The organism is Shewanella sp. MTB7, assembly GCF_027571385.1.
Classification (GTDB): Bacteria; Pseudomonadota; Gammaproteobacteria; order Enterobacterales; family Shewanellaceae; genus Shewanella.
In genome coordinates this window covers 5,340,742-5,360,989 of the sequence record NZ_CP085636.1, presented here as the reverse complement: position 1 = coordinate 5,360,989, position 20,248 = coordinate 5,340,742, and the positions used below count along the sequence as shown (strand labels likewise).

Annotated in this window: 17 protein-coding genes and 1 pseudogene; 10 read left to right on the top strand and 8 right to left on the bottom strand. The window is 44.2% G+C overall.

The annotated features are described in order from the left end of the window. Positions 1 to 28 precede the first annotated feature (28 nt). Complete coding sequence (locus HWQ47_RS23265; protein ID WP_269968369.1) at positions 29 to 367, bottom strand: PepSY domain-containing protein; 339 nt, start codon at positions 365 to 367, stop codon at positions 29 to 31. A gap of 80 nt (positions 368 to 447) precedes the next feature. Next, complete coding sequence (gene crp, locus HWQ47_RS23260; protein WP_012144207.1) at positions 448 to 1,083, bottom strand: cAMP-activated global transcriptional regulator CRP; 636 nt, start codon at positions 1,081 to 1,083, stop codon at positions 448 to 450. 475 nt (positions 1,084 to 1,558) lie between these two features. Between crp and HWQ47_RS23255 the strand changes: the two genes are divergently transcribed. The 5 genes from HWQ47_RS23255 to HWQ47_RS23235 all read left to right on the top strand — a co-directional run bounded on the left by HWQ47_RS23255 (position 1,559) and on the right by HWQ47_RS23235 (position 9,061). Then, the gene (locus HWQ47_RS23255; protein ID WP_269968368.1) at positions 1,559 to 2,341 is read left to right on the top strand and encodes a tetratricopeptide repeat protein; all 783 of its coding nucleotides are present in this window, start codon (positions 1,559 to 1,561) and stop codon (positions 2,339 to 2,341) included. A 185-nt stretch (positions 2,342 to 2,526) separates the two neighbouring features. After that, positions 2,527 to 2,919 (top strand): hypothetical protein, encoded by a 393-nt coding sequence (locus tag HWQ47_RS23250; RefSeq protein ID WP_269968367.1) that lies wholly within the window; start codon positions 2,527 to 2,529, stop codon positions 2,917 to 2,919. Between the two features lie 275 nt (positions 2,920 to 3,194). After that, a complete protein-coding gene (locus HWQ47_RS23245) occupies positions 3,195 to 4,601 on the top strand; it encodes a TolC family protein (protein WP_269968366.1) in 1,407 nt (468 codons plus the stop codon). Next, positions 4,601 to 5,914, top strand: coding sequence for an efflux RND transporter periplasmic adaptor subunit (locus HWQ47_RS23240; protein ID WP_269968365.1), 1,314 nt, complete (start codon positions 4,601 to 4,603; stop codon positions 5,912 to 5,914). Before HWQ47_RS23245 ends, HWQ47_RS23240 begins: the two co-directional genes overlap by 1 nt. Positions 5,915 to 5,926: 12 nt before the next feature. Then, complete coding sequence (locus tag HWQ47_RS23235) at positions 5,927 to 9,061, top strand: efflux RND transporter permease subunit (protein WP_442802043.1); 3,135 nt, start codon at positions 5,927 to 5,929, stop codon at positions 9,059 to 9,061. Positions 9,062 to 10,106: 1,045 nt separating this feature from the next. On the opposite strand, the gene HWQ47_RS23230 is transcribed toward HWQ47_RS23235, so the two are convergent. The 3 genes from HWQ47_RS23230 to HWQ47_RS23220 form a co-directional block, all read right to left on the bottom strand. After that, positions 10,107 to 10,994, bottom strand: coding sequence for a phosphoribulokinase (locus HWQ47_RS23230; RefSeq protein WP_269968364.1), 888 nt, complete (start codon positions 10,992 to 10,994; stop codon positions 10,107 to 10,109). A 113-nt stretch (positions 10,995 to 11,107) separates the two neighbouring features. Further along, on the bottom strand, positions 11,108 to 11,344 hold the full coding sequence (locus tag HWQ47_RS23225; RefSeq protein WP_269968363.1) for a YheU family protein: 237 nt from the start codon (positions 11,342 to 11,344) through the stop codon (positions 11,108 to 11,110). Between the two features lies 1 nt (position 11,345). Further along, the gene (locus HWQ47_RS23220; protein ID WP_269968362.1) at positions 11,346 to 12,323 is read right to left on the bottom strand and encodes a hydrolase; all 978 of its coding nucleotides are present in this window, start codon (positions 12,321 to 12,323) and stop codon (positions 11,346 to 11,348) included. 151 nt (positions 12,324 to 12,474) lie between these two features. Between HWQ47_RS23220 and HWQ47_RS23215 the strand changes: the two genes are divergently transcribed. The 4 genes from HWQ47_RS23215 to HWQ47_RS23200 all read left to right on the top strand — a co-directional run bounded on the left by HWQ47_RS23215 (position 12,475) and on the right by HWQ47_RS23200 (position 16,691). Continuing rightward, positions 12,475 to 12,984 carry a twin-arginine translocation signal domain-containing protein gene (locus tag HWQ47_RS23215; protein WP_269968361.1) on the top strand — a complete coding sequence of 170 codons (510 nt, stop codon included), beginning with the start codon at positions 12,475 to 12,477 and terminating at the stop codon, positions 12,982 to 12,984. 73 nt (positions 12,985 to 13,057) lie between these two features. After that, positions 13,058 to 14,647 (top strand): GMC family oxidoreductase, encoded by a 1,590-nt coding sequence (locus HWQ47_RS23210; RefSeq protein ID WP_269968360.1) that lies wholly within the window; start codon positions 13,058 to 13,060, stop codon positions 14,645 to 14,647. 449 nt (positions 14,648 to 15,096) lie between these two features. Continuing rightward, positions 15,097 to 15,783, top strand: coding sequence for a hypothetical protein (locus HWQ47_RS23205; protein WP_269968359.1), 687 nt, complete (start codon positions 15,097 to 15,099; stop codon positions 15,781 to 15,783). Between the two features lie 551 nt (positions 15,784 to 16,334). Beyond that, positions 16,335 to 16,691 carry a hypothetical protein gene (locus HWQ47_RS23200; protein WP_269968358.1) on the top strand — a complete coding sequence of 119 codons (357 nt, stop codon included), beginning with the start codon at positions 16,335 to 16,337 and terminating at the stop codon, positions 16,689 to 16,691. Positions 16,692 to 16,923: 232 nt separating this feature from the next. Here the strand turns inward: HWQ47_RS23200 and HWQ47_RS23195 are convergent. The 3 genes and pseudogenes from HWQ47_RS23195 to HWQ47_RS23185 all read right to left on the bottom strand — a co-directional run. Then, positions 16,924 to 17,184, bottom strand: a pseudogene (locus HWQ47_RS23195) (transposase); the annotation flags it as partial. Positions 17,185 to 17,217: 33 nt separating this feature from the next. Beyond that, complete coding sequence (locus HWQ47_RS23190; protein WP_269968357.1) at positions 17,218 to 17,655, bottom strand: TIGR02444 family protein; 438 nt, start codon at positions 17,653 to 17,655, stop codon at positions 17,218 to 17,220. A gap of 45 nt (positions 17,656 to 17,700) precedes the next feature. Further along, the gene (locus HWQ47_RS23185; RefSeq protein WP_269971838.1) at positions 17,701 to 19,611 is read right to left on the bottom strand and encodes an ABC transporter ATP-binding protein; all 1,911 of its coding nucleotides are present in this window, start codon (positions 19,609 to 19,611) and stop codon (positions 17,701 to 17,703) included. Between the two features lie 202 nt (positions 19,612 to 19,813). On the opposite strand from HWQ47_RS23185, the gene HWQ47_RS23180 reads away from it, so the two are divergent. Then, entirely contained in the window at positions 19,814 to 20,014 is a 201-nt protein-coding gene (locus HWQ47_RS23180) for a YheV family putative zinc ribbon protein (protein ID WP_269968356.1), read from the top strand. The last annotated feature ends 234 nt before the right edge of the window (positions 20,015 to 20,248 follow it).

Below are 20,248 nucleotides of genomic sequence, written 5' to 3'. Positions count from 1 at the left end.
GTATCATAGGAGTAGATGCAGTCAGGGGTTACTTTTCAAAAGCCCGGCATTCACTAGGCAGTGATTTATAAGGATTAGGTTGTCCGGTGCTGGCATCGAGACTTAGATCTATGATTTGGCCACGTTGCGCCTTAATTTGCAAATCATAACGCCATTTTCCTTCGTCTTGATAAAGGTGGGCATCAATGAGTTTGCCAAAACAAAAAGATTTTGTCTTGGTTAAGGTGACATCAAGAGAAAGGATCATACCAGTGCTAACTAACTGCTTGGCTTGGTTGTGTTCAAGTTCGATAAGCGTAGTAGCAAGAGATGTTATAGGTAGTAAGGTCGCAAGAGCTAATAAGCCAAATAATTGAGCTCTTGTCATTAGCATTTCTCCAAAAAAATGGCCTGAGATAATCTCAGGCCATTTTATCGAAGCTATCTTAAAGCTAACTGAAAGTTAGCTTAGCGAGTGCCGTATACTACGATTGTTTTACCGTGAGCTTGAATCAAACTTTGCTCTTCAAGCATCTTGAGAATACGGCCAACAGTTTCACGTGAACAACCTACAATTTGACCAATCTCTTGACGAGTGATCTTAATTTGCATGCCATCAGGGTGAGTCATTGCATCAGGCTGCTTCGCCAAATGTAGTAATGTTTGGGCAATTCTCCCAGCAACATCAAGGAAGGCTAAATCACCGACTTTTTGACTAGTGCTGTGCAGACGGTAGGCCATCTGAGATGAAAGCTTCATCAAAATTTCAGGGTTAACTTGGATTAGTTGCTTAAATTTCTTGTAAGATATTTCAGCAATTTCACAAGGCTGTTTAGCGCGAACCCAAGCTGTACGCTCAGCTTGTTCTTCAAATAAACCAAGTTCACCAATAAAATCGCCTTGGTTCAGGTAAGAGAGAATCATCTCTTTACCTTCTTCATCTTTGATTAAAACAGCGACTGAGCCTTTGACGATATAGTAAAGAGTATCAGATTCTTCACCAGCGTGGATCAAAGTGCTTTTGGCTGGATACTTATGAATGTGACAGTGTGATAAAAACCATTCCAAAGTAGGATCTGGTTTAGGCTTACCAATAAGAGCCATGCCTGTGTTCCTCGACTGTTTAAATTAAATACAAGAATATGCTAAATAAGCAGTTTACGTCAATTAAGTCCGTAAAACTTAGATGGAGGTCTAAATTTAGACAAAATGAATGTAACTCAAGTGCTATTTATACATGTAGTTGGTGGGTATAAATTGCCGAGCATTTTGATACATTAGTGATATAAGTCAACTAATAAAGCATGCAGGCATGGGGAATGACTAAACAATGCAGAGTGAATCACATCTTATTTTAATTTGTGGGGGAACTTTTCTTTTATTTTCTTGTCAGTTGCACTTTTGTCTCAATTTTTAGCTGAATTATAGTCCATTTATAAAAAAGACTTGTTTTGTCATAGTTTTATTTTTATTTTGTATACTGGCTCTCGTTTTGTTACTGCTCGACTCGCTGAATGCAGCATCTTGCAGTGGTTTGGGTATATGTCCTTTTAGATTGCTTATTTCATTGGAGTTGTGTGTGAAATATCATCCGTTAATTATTGCAGCTGGATTTGTCATTACTTCTATAATGAGCACCGCAGCGTATGCTTTCTCTATTCCTCAACCCGCTACAGCGGTTGCTGCTAGTAAACTTGCCCATATTGAGTTGAAAGCGACACAGGGTGAGCAAGAGGCACAATTTCTATTGGGATTAATGTATCTTTCCGGACGTTTTGTTGAACAAGATCAACTGCTCGGAATCAAATGGGTGTCATTGGCCGCAGAGCTGGGACATATTAAAGCGCAACAAACCCTCGCAGATCTCTCTTTTGAAGGTAATATTGTTGCTCGGGATTTAACGGTCGCTGAGCGTTGGTATCTGGCGCTCAGTGAGCGGGGCAGCAAGTGGGCAGAATTCAGATTGGGCTTTATTTATGCTGCTGGTGGTGAAGGGGTACAGCGTCATTGTGGTAAAGCAGTCGAACGTTTTAGCGCTGTAGGCGATGAAGTATCATTAGGGAATGTAGCGTGGATCTTAGCTACGTGTCCGGAAGCCAAGTACCGTAATGGTGAGAAAGCATTAGCACTGGCTCAACGTTTAGTCGAGGCCGATCAAGAAGATCCTACTAATTTAGATAACCTTGCAGCCGCCTATGCGGAAACGGGTGATTTTAATTCGGCGATTCTTATCCAACAAAAAGCAATTCATGCCTTGAAACTGAGTGAGCATGTCGATCGTTCCGACGAGTTTCTGTTGCGCCTGCAAACCTATGAACAAAATAAACCTTTCCGTGAGTCCATATCTTTAATCGTTGAGTAATAGATATTTAAATTAGAGTATTTCTCTTCTCTTTCTGTGCTATTTTGCTACCTTGCTCACGTTTAATTGATATTTGTTCACTCTCAGGTGAACATTGATGTTATTTATCTAGAATTGAAAATCTGACTCTGGTTTAATACCCTATTGGTTTAATGCCATTATTTTTTAGACACTGGAAACCAAGCTTGTTTAGTATTAAAGCATCAACACAGATCATACAATCTAAGCTGACACTAGTTCTCTTACTGGTGGTTTTCCTGTCGCAACTTTTTCCTACTTGTGTAGCTTCAGATATTCATATTAATGAGCAGACCTCTCAAGAGGCATCGCAAGCTCTGATGACTCAAAATAGTGAAGAACAAACATCTTGTTGTCACCAAGTGGGAGATTCTTGTGCTAATGCAAGAACCGCGACAGAACAAGATGAGCACGATGATGATGATTTTCATACATCATGCCATCCTCCTATTGAGCTAAGCTTTTTGACCGCCTTCATGCCTGGTCAAGATGTATACCTTTTTTCGATTCTCTATCAAAATAGAAGTTACGCCCCGCCTATCCCCCCGCCTCACGCGTGAGTTCAGTTATACCGATTGGTATTTATCATAGTATTTAATCATTTTTTGATTGAGTCTTAGGGTCTATTCATAAGTGAAATTGAGGATATTCGGTAATATTATCGAACTATCAGCAAGTATTCTCTGCACATTTTGATGTGCAAAAAAGTAGGCGTTAAAGACTCAAGTAATAGCTTTGTACCGCTGATTTATTAGGTATTTGTAGAACGAGCTAAGCGCTTTTTTTACCCTAATAAACTTCAAACTTGCAGGCTAATTAACTGGAGTTCATTCTCGTGAAGAGATATCTAGAGATCACATTTGTTGCTTGCCAACGTGGGTTGGTGACAGTGGTTCTGTGTATGTTTGTTCTATTTGTAAGCATGAGTTTTGCACAAGCAGATACTCAGCAAGGCACTAATACGCAACCAGAAACAAGCAATAACGCAATTACCTTGTCTTGGGTGTTGGAAAAAACCCTCTTGTCCAACATCCGGCTACAGACTTTTCCCTATGAGTTAAGGGTTAATGAGGCCTTGACTATACAAGCCGGCATCACACCCAATCCTGAGTTTTCTGTTGAAGTGGAAAATGTGCTCGGAACAGGAGATAAGCAAGGGGTGGACAATGCCGAGATTAGCTTAGGGCTAAGTCAGTTGGTTGAGCTTGGTGATAAGCGTCAGCGACGGATCGATTTTGCTCAGGCTGGCGAACGTCAGAAGTTAGCTGAGTATGAGTTGATTCGTTTGGATATCTTGTCTCAAGCTACTCAGGCCTACTATCAGGTTTTGCGACTTCAGGCGCTGCAAGCGTGGAACCTTAAACGAATTGAGGTTGAGGATAAGGCGCTAAAAACCATTGAGTCTCGGGCAAAGGCTGGTGCAGTCGCTCAGGCTGATGTGACTAAGATGGCGCTAAGGTTAATGCGGGCCAGAGCCGTTCAACAAGCGTTAGAGGGCGACACTCAAATCGCTAAACACAGATTGGCTGCCATGTGGTCCAGTGAAGCTCATTTTGATCGTGTAGTCGGGGAGTTGGATATGATAACGGTAATTCCAACCGCTGCCAGTGTGCTCAACGCCATTGAAACCGCACCTCAATACCTGCAATTGTTAAGTGTCGAGCGGTTAATGTATGCCAAGCGTCGCATGGAGGAGTCCAAAGCTCAGTATGATATTACCTTAGGTGTTGGCGTACGCAGTTATGATGGATTTGATGACGGCGCCCTGATGTTTAACCTCTCTATGCCGATCCTACTGTCAAATCCAAACCAAGGTAATATTTTGGCCGCTAAAGCTAATGAAGATATGGCAATGGAGCAGCAAAAGCTGGCCCGTGGTCAACTTAAGCTTACCTTACTCGAAATTCACCAGATCATGATCAACAACGCCAGACAAGCCTCTCAACTCAAGGAGGAGCTTCTCCCTTTGGCTCAGCGTCTGCTTAAGGAGACCCAAAGTGCTTACCAGACGGGGCAAGCCAATGTATTGCAATTGGTCGATGCACAGACTGAGCTGTTTAATGTTGAGCGTGAACTTATCGAAGCGAAAGTGGCGGTTTATCAGCAGAGACTCGAGCTCGAGCGTATTACAGGGCAATCGATGACCACTGCACTTTCAAATGTTTACACATCCCCTATTTCAAATAACCCGCTAAATGTTGGGTTACACACTGAGCCTAAATTGGCACAGGAGAACAAATAATGAATCTCAAATTAAACAAGCTTTCATCGGCACTTTTGGCCGTCGTTTTCGCATTATCAACAGTCAGTCTCACCACTGTGTTACCCATGAGTTCTGCTTGGGCTAGCGGTGATCACGGACATGGCCATGAAGAGGAGGAGGAACATATTCCCGAAGGGCCTCATGGTGGTCGTCTGTTGCATAGTGGTGAGTTTGAAATAGAAGTGACCATGGCTGAGTCAGGCATCCCACCTGAGATGCGTATTTATGCTTACTATAAGGGTGAAAAAGTTGCGCCTGATGCCATCGAACTGGAGCTGCTGCTTAACCGTCTTGGTGGCAAAACTGATAAAATTAGTTTTACCCCAGAGGGAGAGTATCTGGTCAGCACTCAGAGTGTGGCCGAGCCTCACTCCTTTGAAGTCGAAGTACATGCAGGCTTTAAAGGTGAGTCTTATGACTGGCACTATGAAAATTACAATGGTCGTACTGAGATAAACGACCGCCTTTTGGCGTTATCTAACATTGCTACTCAGCAAGCCAGTAGCAAGCAACTCATCTTTACCGACACCTTGTTTGGCATCGTCGCTCCCATTACTGAAAAGCAATTTAGTGTGACCGCACCCTATGCCGGTGTTATCGAGCAGATGCATGTGAGCATAGGTGACAGTGTTCACAAGGGGCAGGTGATTGCCACTGTGCGTAACTCAAATACGCTGCAGAGTTATCAGGTCAAGAGCCCTGCGGGCGGTCAGATCACCGAACAGTTATTGAGTTTGGGGGATAATACCTATAACCGTGCACTTGTTCGTATCAGCGATCTTTCATCCGTGTGGATCGATCTATCTGCTTTTCCTAAGAGCATAGAAAAGCTATCACTGGGTCAGAAAGTCACCATAGGTGATGACCATAGCGATGAAGCAACCAATGCTGGTGGTCATAGTAATGAGCATAATAGCGCTTCTGCCAGCAGTACCATCAGTTATATCGCGCCTACCATGACTGGGGGGCATATCGCCCGAGTCCGCGCTGTGATTAATAATGAACATGGACACTGGCGTCCCGGTATGCACATTCAGGCCGTTATCGAAACTCATACCAAGGCAGTGCCCTTGGCTGTTCGTGTCGATGCCTTACAAACCTTCATGGATAAGCCTGCAGTATTTGTTAAGCATGGCAACACCTTTGAGGTACGTATGTTGACCTTAGGCGAGAGTGATGGTGTCTATACCCAAGTGTTGACAGGTCTCGATATCGACAGTGAATATGTCACTGAAAATAGTTATTTATTAAAAGCGGATATCATGAAAAATGCTGCTAAGCACGTACACTAGGAGAAAATAATCATGGATACAATCATCTCCTTCGCTTTAAAAAGGCGCTTACTTGTACTGGCGATAACCTTGCTTGTCGCGTTACTGGGTGTTTACAACACCCTAAAGCTGCCTATTGATGCAGTACCCGATATTACCAATGTTCAGGTGCAAATTAATACGGCTATCCCCGGCTACTCACCGCTGGAGTCGGAGCAACGCCTGACCTACGTGATTGAAAATGCCATGGCAGGGATACCGAATCTCGATCACACCCGTTCAATTTCACGTTATGGATTATCTCAAATTACAGTGATCTTCGAGGAAGGCACTGATATCTATTGGGCGAGACAACAAATATCCGAGCGCTTACAAGGCATTCGTGGTGAGTTGCCCGCCGAAGCTGAGCCCGCACTAGGCCCTGTCAGTAGTGGCCTTGGTGAGGTATTTACCTACTCTATTCGTGCCATTGATGGCGCATTAAAAGAGGATGGTACGCCATACAGCGCCGAAGATCTGCGCACCATTCAAGATTGGATCATTCGTCCACAGCTGGTCAAAGTGCCTGGAGTGACCGAGATTAACAGTCTGGGTGGCTATGAACGTGAATATCAGGTGGCACCGGATCCCAGTAAACTGTTGGCATTTAAGGTCACGGTCAATGACATCATCACGGCTCTTGAACGTAATAATCGTAATGCGGGTGCCGGTTACATTGAGAGAAATGGCGAGCAGTGGTTAGTTCGATCCCCTGGTCAGCTTAAAGATCTGGAAGAGATCCGTCAGGTGGTGGTGACTAAGCGTGACGATGCCCCTGTGCGTATTGGCGATCTGGCTGAGGTCTTCTACGGTAAGCAGTTAAGAACTGGCGCCGCAACCCAAAATGGTGAAGAAACAGTACTGGGTACTGCCTTCATGTTATTAGGCGAGAATAGCCGAGTGGTGGCCAAAGAGGTGGGCGATAAGCTCACTGAAGTGAATGCCAGTCTACCTGAAGGCATAGTGGCGGAAGCAGTTTATGACCGAACCAATTTAGTCGATAAGACCATTGCCACAGTACAGAAAAACCTGTTCGAAGGTGCTGTTCTGGTCATCGTAGTCTTATTTGCCCTACTGGGTAATTTTCGCGCCGCACTTATCGCAGCGCTGGTGATCCCACTCAGTATGCTGTTCGCTATAACAGGAATGACAACCAATCGGGTCTCAGGCAACTTAATGAGCTTAGGTGCCATAGATTTCGGCATCATAGTCGATGGTGCGGTGATCATCGTAGAGAACGCCCTGCGCCGTCTCGGTATGGCGCAGCATAAATATGGCCGGTTACTCTCATTAGAGGAACGAGTCAAAGTCGTCTTCGAGGCGACCCGTGAAGTGTTCCGCCCAGCCGTATTTGGCGTGCTGATTATCATGCTGGTGTATCTGCCCATTTTCGCCCTTAGCGGTGTCGAAGGTAAGATGTTCCACCCGATGGCCTTTACCGTGGTTGCGGCGCTTATTGGAGCGCTAATATTGTCGGTGACATTTGTGCCTGCAGCCATCGCACTCTTTGTTAAAGGTAAGGTTAACGAGCAAGAAAACTTGCTGATGGCGAAGGCGCGCAGTCTCTATGAGCCTGTGTTGTTTTTCTCGCTTAAGCGCCCGGCCGTTATCTTGCTAACCGCAATAGGCTTGATCGCAGTGACAGGCTATCAGATCACCCGTTTAGGTTCTGAGTTTTTACCTAAGCTCGATGAGGGCGATATTGCTATGCACGCCATGCGCATCACAGGTACCGGCCTTGAACAGTCTACCGAGATGCAGAAAAAGCTGGAGCTGGTTATTGGCGAGCTCGATGAAGTCGAGCGGGTATTCTCAAAGATTGGTACCCCAGAAGTGGCAACCGATCCTATGCCACCCAGTGTTGCCGATACCATCTTGATCATCAAGCCACGATCAGAGTGGGCGGATCCGACTAAGAGTAAAGCGCAGTTTTTGGATGAGCTCAGGGAGCATGTTGAACAAGTTCCTGGCAACAACTATGAGTTCACTCAGCCTATTGAGATGCGCTTTAACGAGTTAATTGCGGGGGTCAGGGCCGATGTGGCTTTACGGATCTACGGTGATGATCTGGACACGCTTAAGGAAGCAGGCGATCGGGCCGAAGCGCTATTTAAGAAAATAGCGGGTGCGAAGGACGTGCGAGTAGAACAGATGTCAGGTTTACCTACTCTGTCTATTGAGCCCAATCGCGATCATTTAGCCCTGCTAGGTCTGACGATAATCGATGTGCAGCAAGCGTTGCAGACGGCGGTTGCGGGCGTACCAGTCGGTCTTATCTATGAAGGAGATCGCCGTTTTAAGCTAGTGGTGAGAATGGAAGATCACATCAGCCAAGATCTGCGGGCATTAGCCAGTTTGCCTATCGCACTGCCTGCGGATCTAAACCCAGATCTTAGCTACGTCCCTCTAGGGGAAGTGGCCGATATCCAGTTTAAAATCGGTCCAAATCAGATAAACCGTCAAAGTGGTAAGCGTCATGTTGTGGTGACCGCTAACGTAGAGGGCAGAGATCTGGGTTCCTTTATTCAAGATACTAAGCTAGTGATGGGCAAAGAGCTTAACCTGCCTAGCGGATACTGGAGTGAATATGGTGGCACCTTTGAACAGTTGGAGTCGGCATCTAATCGCTTAATGATCTTAGTTCCTCTCACCTTATTGCTTATCTTTGGTTTACTGTATAGCGCCTTCGGTTCGGTTCGAGATTCGCTAATCATCTTTAGCGGTGTGCCACTTGCGCTAACTGGTGGTGTGATGGCCTTGGTATTCAGAGATATGCCACTGTCTATCTCTGCGGCTATTGGCTTCATTGCCCTCTCAGGCATCGCCGTGTTAAATGGTGTGGTGATGTTAAGTTTCATTAAGGAGCTTAAACAGCAAGGGCTAGTGCTTATCGACGCGATTAAGCAAGGTGCGAGTCAACGACTGCGTCCGGTATTGATGACGGCATTAGTTGCCAGCTTAGGTTTCGTGCCTATGGCACTGAACGTGGGTACAGGCGCAGAAGTGCAGCGTCCACTGGCGACGGTTGTGATAGGTGGTATTGTCTCTTCGACCTTACTGACCTTAGTTATCCTGCCAGTGCTCTATCTGCTGGTGTATCGTATGATACCAATCAGAATAAGAAAGTGATCTACTCAGAGTGTTTTTTGGCAAACTAATTCAAGGCGAATGGATGATGGAATGGTTATTCCCTTGTGAGGTCATTCAACGCAGAAGTAGACAGCCAAAAACACTCCTTACAGGCGAGTTTTAGCGCATCCGATACTATGTTAACGAGCTTAAACGTAGAGTAACTATGTTCTTCACTCGTTGCCTTGCCTCAGAAGCGCTAAATTCTCGCTGAGCGATCACATCTTTATACTGATTGGTATAAGCGCTAAGCGAGCGAGATAACGCTTCAATAACAAGTACTGAAGTTATGATAAAACCAGTCTCAGTTTGAGGCTGGTTTTTTTCGTTTCAAGGGCCAGGCTTGAGGTTCTAGGCTTGAGTACTAGCAGGTTCTAGGTTCTAGGAATTTGTTTATCCTAGGGCCTTTTTTGAAAAGAATAGCCGCATTCAAGAGCTTTTTATAAACCAAGAGTCAGATAAAGTATGGATGTGGAATTTACTTATCAATGATAAAAAGAGGTTAAAATAGTTAGCAAGCCCAAGAGGACAAACAGATAAAGCATGGATGTGGAATTTACTTATCAATGATAGAAAGAGGTTAAAATAGTTAGCAAGCCCAAGAGAACAAACAGATAAAGCATGGATGTGGAATTTACTTATCAATGATAGAAAGAGGTTAAAATAGTTAGCAAGCCCAAGAGAACAAACGGATAAAGCATGGATGTGGAATTTACTTATCAATGATAGAAAGAGGTTAAAATAGTTAGCAAGCCCAAGAGAACAAACAGATAAAGCATGGATGTGGAATTTACTTATCAATGATAGAAAGAGGTTAGAATAGCCAGCATACTCAAGAGAACAAACAGATAAAGCATGGATGTGGAATTTACTTATCAATGATAGAAAGAGGTTAGAATAGCCAGCATACTCAAGAGAACAAACAGATAAAGATGGGGGAATTTACTCCCAAGAGCATGCTAACTCATCAGTCTTTCGCCTGAAATCCCGACGAGATAAAGTCTACTTGAAGATACTTAAATAAAGCTTAAGTAAATCTGAGAGCTTATTCACTGTCCAGAGATAAAAGTTGCTTACGTTTCTCAAGTAGATCCCGAATAAGTGGGGTTAGGATTAACTCCATCGCCAGTGACATCTTGCCACCTGGTACCACTAAGGTATTTATTCGAGACATAAAAGAGCCATCTATCATTTTTAGATAATAGGGGAAATCGACATTTTTTATGCCGCGAAAACGGATCACTACAAAACTCTCATCTAGTGTGGGAATACTCTTAGCACTGAAGGGGTTTGAAGTGTCCACCGTTGGCACTCGTTGAAAATTGATATGAGTACGAGAGAATTGAGGTGTCATATGGTTGATGTAATCATCCATGCTACGTACGATTGAGCCCATTACTTTTTCACGGCTATGACCTCTGTCCGACGTATCGCGAATGATCTTTTGGATCCATTCCAAATTAACGATGGGTACCATGCCGATAAGCAGATCCACATGTTCGGCTACATTGCAGGAATCAGTCTTAACACCACCATGAAGCCCTTCGTAGTAAAGCATATCGGTATTTTCAGGTAGAGAGTGCCATTGGGTAAATGTGCCTGGCATCTGATTAAAGGGGACCGCTTCGTCAAAAGTGTGCAGATAAGAACGCGTTTCGCCCTGACCTGTTGCACTGTAGTCACTAAAACACTGCTCCAATTTATCAAAATCATTGGCTTCAGGACCAAAATAGCTGATGTTTTTATTACCAGTTTGCCCTTGGCGTATCTTAAGTTCCATTTCTGGACGGGTATAATGATGAAAGCTATCTCCCTCAACTGTCGCAGCATTGATCCCAAGCTGGCGAAATATATGTTTGAAGGCCCTTGTCGTTGTCGTGGTACCGGCTCCTGAGGAGCCCGTTACTGCGATAATGGGGTGTTTTGCTGACATTAATTTTTCCCTAAATGGAAGCTGTAAAAACAAACAAGAATTTAGTGGCGAACCCCTATTTATACGGTAATCAGTCACCAAAGGTCAAACTTGGCTGATCTGAAGGTTTAATTTTAGCGGCCTAGCTGTTCTCGTTGACGAATCGCAATGGACTCATCTTCTTCACTAAACTCTACCACCAGAATACCCTGTTTAAGTGCCTGTTTACACTGGTTTATGGCAGTTTTTAGACCATCAGCATCGGTGTTTGAAAAGCTACCGTCTTCGAGTTGAGTGAAAAGAAACTCTTTTATTAATGTCTCGAAGGTGTCTGTAGGAAGCTGCACTAATGAATCATATGGAACCAACATTTTAGTTTTCACTCTCTAATACTAATAAAAAATTAAGTATTCTCTGCTCTAGATAATACTTAGGTCGTAATGGATTGCCACCATTAATAAATCCAACATGACCACCTTGATCATGCAGTTCGTAAGTGACATGGGGCGAGATCTTATCTGCAGCAGGGATCACGTCGGCGGTCATAAAGGGATCGTCGGCAGCATGAAGCACTAAGGTCGGCTGGCATATTGTGGACAAGTAGTCGATGCCACTGGCTTGTTGATAATAATCATCGGCACCAGTAAAGCCATGAAGAGGGGCTGTTACCCTATGATCAAATGCGTAAAAGGTATCGAGCTGCCTAATTTGTGCTAAGGATACAGGCATCGCGTCTCGCAGAGAATCATCTTTAATTTTATTTGTGACTTTTTGCTGTAACTGTTTGATTAAATAACTTTGATATAGCTTAGAGAAACCTTTCTCTAAGCGTTTAGCACAGGCAGATAACTTCAAGGGGGCCGAGATGACAGCGCCGCGCTTGAGTAGGCTGTTTTCTCCATATTCCCCTAGATATTTAGTGAGCACATTGCCGCCTAAGCTGTATCCAACGGCCAGCAGAGGCGAAGTTGGGAACCGCTGCTTAAGGTGTTGTAGGTTTTCTTGTAGATCTTGGGTATCACCACTGTGATAACTTCTTGCTAACCGGTTGGACTCACCGGAGCAACTTCTGTGATGATGAACTAAGGCACAAAGGCCATGGTTACCACAATCATGCAGCAGCCTACGCACATAGTGAGACTCGGCACTGCCCTCGAGTCCGTGGATGATGATCAGTATTACCTCCCTTTCTTTAGGGACATTTAACCAGTCGAGATCGATGAAGTCACCATCTTTGAGTTCAAAGCGTTCTCGACGTAACGCTGGTCTGTCCACCTTAGTTAATAGCGGTAAAATCGTTTGGATATGGGGGTTTTTGGCCCACCAAGGAGGGGAAAAAGTCTGCTTCATAATGTATTAGCTATTGCTGAAAATTAAAACGTGTGTTTAATTATATGGGAATGATTGTAGCATAAATAGCCAACAGCTTAGGTTCACTTGATAGTTAAGTGGTCTGTTATTGGTATAAAACCTCAATACATCATCATTTTAAGGGAGGAGCATGGAACGACGTACTTTTCTAACCACAGCACTCGTGGGAACGGCGGCGTTGGCACTGGGGGTGAGTATCTATTCTCCTGATCATATTCGGGTGAATAAGGCGCTCGATAGTGAACACAGACTGTTGTTTAGTGTGCTGCTTCCGGTATTTTTAGAAGATGCTCTGCCTAATGTGGAGTCAATGCGGATTGCTGCCCAAAATCGAACACTCGATGCTATAGCGCAAACTATTTCTTATTTGCCGAAAGAGGGGCAAGATGAGCTTGAACAATTGCTGAATATGTTGGAGCAAAGGTTAGGCTTGTTGGTATTGACTGGTAGTCTGACACCATTAATGATGCGCTCTCCCGATGAACTGATCTCCATGTTGGAGTATTGGCGAAACAGTTTCTTAGATCTACTGATCGCAGCTTATCAAGGCCTTAGGGAGCTAGTGATGGCGAGCTATTACGCATCCCCTGAAAACTGGGGGCAGCTTAATTACACTAAACCCACTTTTTTTGAAGAGTAACAAGTACAAAGCAGACGAGCCTTGGTGCATCTGAATAAAACAATAATAAAACATGTGTGATGGAGGTGATGCGGTGGCTATACAAGATCCCATAGAAGAGGGCCTGGCGTCGGGTTGGAAACATATTGATGCTAGTCAGCTCAGTCAGGGGAAAACCCTTGAGGCCGATGTCGTTATCGTTGGCAGCGGTGCTGGTGGCGGAGTTGCTGCTGAGATCTTAACTCAGGCCGGACTCACTGTGATTATTGTTGAAGGAGGCCCGCTTAAATCATCCAAGAGTTTTAATATGGAGGAGAGACGCGCTTATCCCAATCTCTATCATCAAGCGGCTGGGATGAAAACAAAAGATAAAGCGATTGGTATCTTTCAGGGCCGTGCCGTCGGCGGTTCAACCACAGTAAACTGGACTACTTCTATTCGAACACCTTCGCCGGCATTAGAGTATTGGGCTAAGGAGAAATCGGTCTCCGGTCTCTCCCGTGCCGAGCTTGATCCCTGGTTTGAGAAGATGGAACAGCGTCTTAATATTTCCAAATGGGAATATGAACCTAATCGAAATAATCAGGCGTTAAAGACAGGTTGCGAAAAGCTGGATTGGGATTTCACCGTCATTAAGCGAAACGTCAAGGGCTGCTGGAATACAGGCTACTGTGGTATGGGTTGTCCGGTTAATGCCAAACAATCTATGTTGGTGACGACAATCCCATCGGCGCTAAATATGGGGGCTACCCTTGTTAGCCGGGCTAAGGTGATGAAGCTTGAGCATCAGGACGGTAAGATCACCGGCATTAAGGCTCAAGCACTGGATGAGCAGTTACAGCCAACGTCAGTAGAGCTAATTTTTAAGGCTAAACACTACATTTTATCTGCAGGTGCGATACATACTCCAACTGTTTTAATGCGTTCAGGTGTTGCAGATCCTTATCAACTTCTGGGAAAACGGACTTTCTTACATCCAACTTTATTAAGTGGAGCTCTGTTTGATGATCCGGTTAATGCCCATAGCGGTGCACCGCAATCTATCTATAGTGATGAGTTTGTCTGGCGTGACGGCGCCGCAGGTGAACTAGGTTATAAACTTGAAGTGCCGCCAGTTCACCCGATACTTATCGCTTCAAAGACCATAGGTTATGGCAAGAGTCACGCAGCCTTGATGGCAGATTTCAATCAATTACAGGTAACGATTGCGCTGGTGCGTGATGGTTACCATCCCGATAGCCAAGGTGGACAGGTCCATCTAACAGACACGGGGTTTTCCCTCGATTATCCCCTTACCGATGCTTTTTGGCACTCAGCACGGCGAGCGTTTGCCAGCATGGCTGAGCTACAGTTTGCCGCTGGCGCTAATCAGGTATTGCCTATCAGTGAAGGTATGCCTTACCTCAATAGTTGGCAAGAGGCTAAATCAGCGATTGCCAGTATGGAGCTGGCACCGTTGAAGACTGTTGTCGCATCGGCGCACGTCATGGGCGGCTGTCCCATGGGGGAAGATACTAAAATGGCCATGGTCGATAGTTATGGCCGCTCTCATTACTATGAAAACCTGTCGGTGATGGATGGATCGATATTTCCAACTAGCTTAGGGGCGAACCCACAACTGTCTATTTATGGCATGACTGCGAGAAATGCGACTAAACTGGCAAAAGAGCTAACAGCTTCTTAGTTACGGCTTTGCCATTCCTTTCGTAACTCGAGATTGGTATTTGGTTAACTAACTGTAAGCCATTACTTCAATTCAGTTAATTTCTTGCAGCAGGTGCCGTGCATGGATGCACCAATGTCGCGAAGGCAGGATGCCTAAGAGCGACCTCATGTGCAGATACTTCAGTGAGACGACGCAAGTACAATCCCTGTAGTCTCTACGATGACATCCCTGTCATCGAAGCTCACTGCCGCACCTACACCTGAGTGTTTATCTCTTCGATTTAACTTCGAGTTATCAAACACTGCTTTGGAAATCTAAGATGGACACCATCAAGTGAGGGCTGTTTGGGATTTAATCAGGCCACCCACAATAAATTATATATGGCCATGTTATTTCCCAGTTAACGAGGCCAAATTGGAAGTGTGGTATTATTAAGCATTAAATCAAACGATTAGAGCGTGTAAAAGATGACAACACACCAACGATTTTTGCCTTTAATATTTTTCTCTGGCTTAGTTCTCCTAACCGTTTTATCTAATGTATGGCTCCATTTAATAAATCTCTTCGAAACAGTTGTTGCTATTGCCACACTATTCTTTGGTTTTTATAAATACTATCAAACATTAGACTTTCTAAACCGAGTTGATGTAAGAGCAATGATTAATGAAATGAATGTCTACACTGACCCCGCTAATGGCTATACAACGCTGACTGTTTTGTTCAGTAACCGTGGTAATCAAGCTGTTTACTTAGATAGCATGTTTCTGCGAGTCAAAGGAAGGAAATTTGAAACTGAAGAGGCTGAAAGAATATTTAATGGAGATATGACGGAGACCATTGGGATAAAATTAGAGCCTAATGATTTGACTAAACTAAGCTACAAAATAACCAATGCAATCCACTTTTTCCATATTTTCAAGTCAACTAAATCTAAGGTGCGATGCTATTTAGACATTAAAATCATAGATGTAAATTTGAACATATACAACGAGAGCATTTACCTTGGTTCCCTTAGCAAAACTGATAGCCTTTTCGAAATTGGTGGAATTGAAATGTCCAACATGATGCAAATTTATTCAGATCCTCTATCTATAAGGAAAAACTATTCAACCTTACAAAATGCCACTTCCAACAGATTAAAAAATAATAACTAGCATAAGATCTGCTGTTCAAAGAGCCTAATCCATTAAAGGCTGATCAATATCTTGAGTGGAACCGTTAATCCTCTACCGATTTATCTCAGCGCACAGGGTGATCTGGTTAATCTATCGTGTTATTGGATAGCCATGTTATTTTCCTCACTCGTGATAATATATATTCTTCAATTAGTTAGGAGGTATCAGCGTGAACGATAGCGTTTTATTACGACTAGCAACCAATCTCCATAAGAACACCGAACAACAAACTAAGTTACTACAGGCCTTGGAGCAGAACAGCAATGCGACTACAACAGCTATAACTGCTGCTAGCATTGCTTTAATCGGAGCGGTAGCTATTAATTGTTCCGCCAGCGCATGGTTAAGAAAGAGAAGGTAAGAACAGAGGTCATTGATTGCAGGATAACTGCAGCTCGCATTAGCAGGCTTACAAAAAAAACAGAAAGCTTGGTTAATCAAGCACATTATAAGTTTACTGGACGCATCCTGAACTACTACTCCAAAGTCCCTGACATGGAACCTAGCACACATACATAGCTAATGATTTAATGCTAGATATCTACGATAGCGCTATTCGAGACTTGCCCCCCGATACTTTGGATGACACTTTGGAAGAGCTGCTTGAAACGTGCATCACCCTACAAGCCAAATCCAAGAACCTAATAGTATGTCACTACAAATTAAAATACTTCATAGAGGAGTACCATCCTAAGGTATTGGAAGAAGCATGGCTTAGCTGCATCACAAACAAACACTCTTGGCATGCGGCATTTGACAACAACTCTTGGGAAAAAGACCTTAAAGCTCATACAAAAGCGCTGAGAGAGGAGGCGGCTAAAGCACTATCCGATAAACTAATAGCTTACGAAAAACGATTTAATCTACTGTTAAAGTTCGACCGATAGAATAAATCAGAGTGGAATATCAAGCCACCCATTACTAATCAATAACATATCGAGTCTTCAGCAAGTGCTTAATGCCCTATGTGTTTACGTAAGACAATCTAGCGAGTGTTCTAACTTTACTAGGCTATAACGGAGGGGGGAACAGTGTATTTAGGAGTAAATTATGTGATTCAGGCAAGACTTTTTGACTCAGTATCTATGAGTTCATTTTTGTTTAAATTGAATTATGCCATTAGTCAGCTTGAAGGTGCTGACAGCTGCGAGAGAAATGCCTTCGTCGCTTTCCTAAATGTTCACAATAACGGGTTAATTCTTGAAGAGTACCAACAGGGCCATGAAATAGTTTGCCAAAATCAGAGATGATTTTTATCCAATTATCACTGGGGATATTTAATCTGCCCAGTATCTTTTCAGCATTGGAAGAGATTGCACCTCGCTTGTCATCGCGAATGATTCTGCCTGTTTCATCAACCAATTCAAGATACAGCTTAAGGATGGCATGAGGTGACTCATGCCATTTTTGTCTCTATGCGGCCAACTGCAGATAATCCGCTGAGTTCAGTTGATAGAGTTCGAGGAAAACTTCAAAGTTAGAGCGTGTACCTTCCTGAGGCAGTTGTCTTAGCTTGTGTAAAATCAGTGCCTGAGCCTTTCGTTCCAGCATCAACTCTACATCCAACATCTGTTGATAGTCAGTATCAATTAGGCCGTTTTTACTTAACTTACGTAATTTTCGATAGGGGAGCAGAACTCGTTCCTCCCAGCGTCGGATCTCTTGAGTTAATTGTGACCAAGCTTGGGGAAGCAGTTGGTAGGTTTGTTTATCCAGCCAGGTTGAGAGCAGCAGCAAATTGACATTAACTTCATGTTCATCTTGAAGTTGTAAATATAAAGCCTGGTGCTCTCGGTAATAGGTGTCACAAGCTTGCCACAACGAAATATCAAACTGATTTAAGTATGTCATCTAGCATTTCCTTGCCAAAAAGAGGATTCGGCTAAAAAAATGGAGTTAAATAGAAGAGCGAACCTCGAGCTCTATCTCTTCAATGGACTCCAGAATGTCTAGCCACTCCATCTCACTCTCCTCAAGGGCTTGAGTGAGCTTAGTTCTCTCAGTTAATACTTGAGTTAATTTATCCTTATTTTCAGCTTCATACAAGCTCATATCTGCAAGCATCGCCTCAATTTCTGCTAAGCGGTTATTTGCTTTCTCTTGCTCACTTTCGAGTTTATTCTGAATTTTACGCATAGGTGATAGCTTTTGTCTAAGCTCTGCCTCGAGGCGCTTTTGCAGTTTTTTATCTTGAGCTGGTTTTGAGTCTAAGCTAGCTTCTACTTTGTTAGCGGCCTTCGCTGCATCGAGTAGCCATTGATGATAATCATCGAGGTCGCCATCAAAGTCACGCACATGACCATCATCGACCAGATAATAATCGCTACAACTTAGTCTTAATAAATGTCTGTCGTGGGAGACGATGATCATGGCGCCTTCAAATGATTGCAGGGCCATGGTCAGGGCGTGACGCATCTCCAGATCCAAGTGGTTAGTTGGTTCATCGAGAAGTAACAGGTTAGGGCGTTGCCATACTAATAGCGCCAGTACTAAACGGGCTTTCTCACCACCGGAGAAGGGGCGCACGGGTGAAAGTACCATATCGCCGTTAAACCCATAACAACCGAGGAAGTTGCGTAGCTCTTGCTCCTTATGAGTCGGTGCAAGTCTCGAAAGATGCTGCAGCGGTGAATCATCTAAGCGTAGGCTCTCTAACTGATGCTGAGCAAAGTAGCCGATATTCAGACCTGGGTTGGTCTCATACTTGCCCTTCAATGGAGAAAGCTCGCCTGAGAGCAACTTAATCAGGGTCGACTTACCGGCACCATTTCGACCTAGCAGACCAATACGTGCGCCGGGGACTAAATTCAGGTGCACACTTTTTAGGATCTCTTTATCACCGTAACCCACAGAGACATGTTCCATGGTGACTAATGGATTAGGCAGAGCATCAGGCTCTCTAAAGGTCATATGAAACGGACTGTCGGCTTGAGAAGGGAGCAGTTCAGCCATTCGTTCTAAGGCTTTCAAGCGGCTTTGGGCTTGCTTAGCTTTACTGGCTTTGTAACGGAAACGGTCGACGAATGACTGCATATGGTCACGTTCTTTTTGCTGACGCTCATAGGCGGCTTGTTGTTGAGACATACGTTCAGCACGAATGCGCTCAAAAGCGGTGTAATTGCCTTTGTAGTAGTTGAGCTTAGTATTCTCAACATGAATAATTTCAGAGACGATACCGTCGATAAAATCCCTGTCATGACTGATTAAAATTAGGGTTCCCTGATAGGCTTTAATCCAACCTTCCAGCCAATACATGGTATCTAAATCTAAGTGGTTGGTTGGCTCATCGAGAAGCAAGAGATCTGATCGGCATAATAGCGCTTGAGCTAAGTTGAGGCGCATACGCCACCCACCAGAGAAGCTCTTTACTGGATTGCTTTGCTCAGCTTCAGCAAAACCTAGACCTGCAAGCAAGCTTGCTGCTCGAGAATGAATGGCATAGCCACCGATAGCATCAATTTTACCGTGAAGCAGGGCAATGAGATTACCGTTGTCATCACTTTGGGCTTTGGCTAGTTGTGCCTCTAGTTCACGATACTCAGTATCGCCATCGATGACATATTCCAGTGCTGAAACGTCCAGAGCAGGCGTTTCCTGAGCCACTGTTGCTACTTTCCAGCCGCTTGGCAGGCTGAACTCGCCTTTATCTAAACTAATATGCCCCAAAATCAGGGCTAACAGTGATGATTTACCAGTACCGTTAGCACCCACTAATCCAACCTTATGGCCAGGGTATATGGTTAATGAGGTCTCATCTAAGAGAGTCTTAGTACCGCGGATAAGCTGTGCTTGAGTGATGGATATCATGGAATAGGACTTGGTGACCGAATGCAATTGCCGCAGATGATATCTCACAAGTGGCTCTCATACCAATTGGTATCACATCAATCGGTATAAGAAAGAGAGCCATTAACAGAGTAATAAAAAGGCAAGAGTCGGGTGATCTGTTTTTGTTTATGGCAAAATATGACGTTAACAGAGAATAATTCAAATATAGGGTTGGAAAGAGATGGCTGACATGAAAGTAAAAAAGCGTTTTGTCGCAGGAGCTAAATGCCCTAAATGTAAAGCCATGGATAGCATTGTCCTTTATAAGCTCAATGGGGTAGAAACCGTTGAGTGTATCGAATGTGATTACAGCGAACAGCAAATGGATGAGCAAGTTGCCAAGAAGGCGTCGGGTGATGTGATTGGGGTGTTTAAACCTTAAGCTTTGGTGCTGTAGAGCGGGCTGCGCCCTGCTAGTAAAGCTGAGAAGGACGGGCGACGTACTTGAGTACGGAATCGCCTGCGGCTACAGGAATGCTTTGCTTACAGTAAAAGCAACACTGAGCATTTGGCATTGCTGCTAGGGCGACCTACGTGTCTGCGAGGACGTTCGCAAGCTCACGGCTAGAACGCTGCTAGAAAAAGCTGAGGATTTTCCCATTGCCGTCATCCCAGG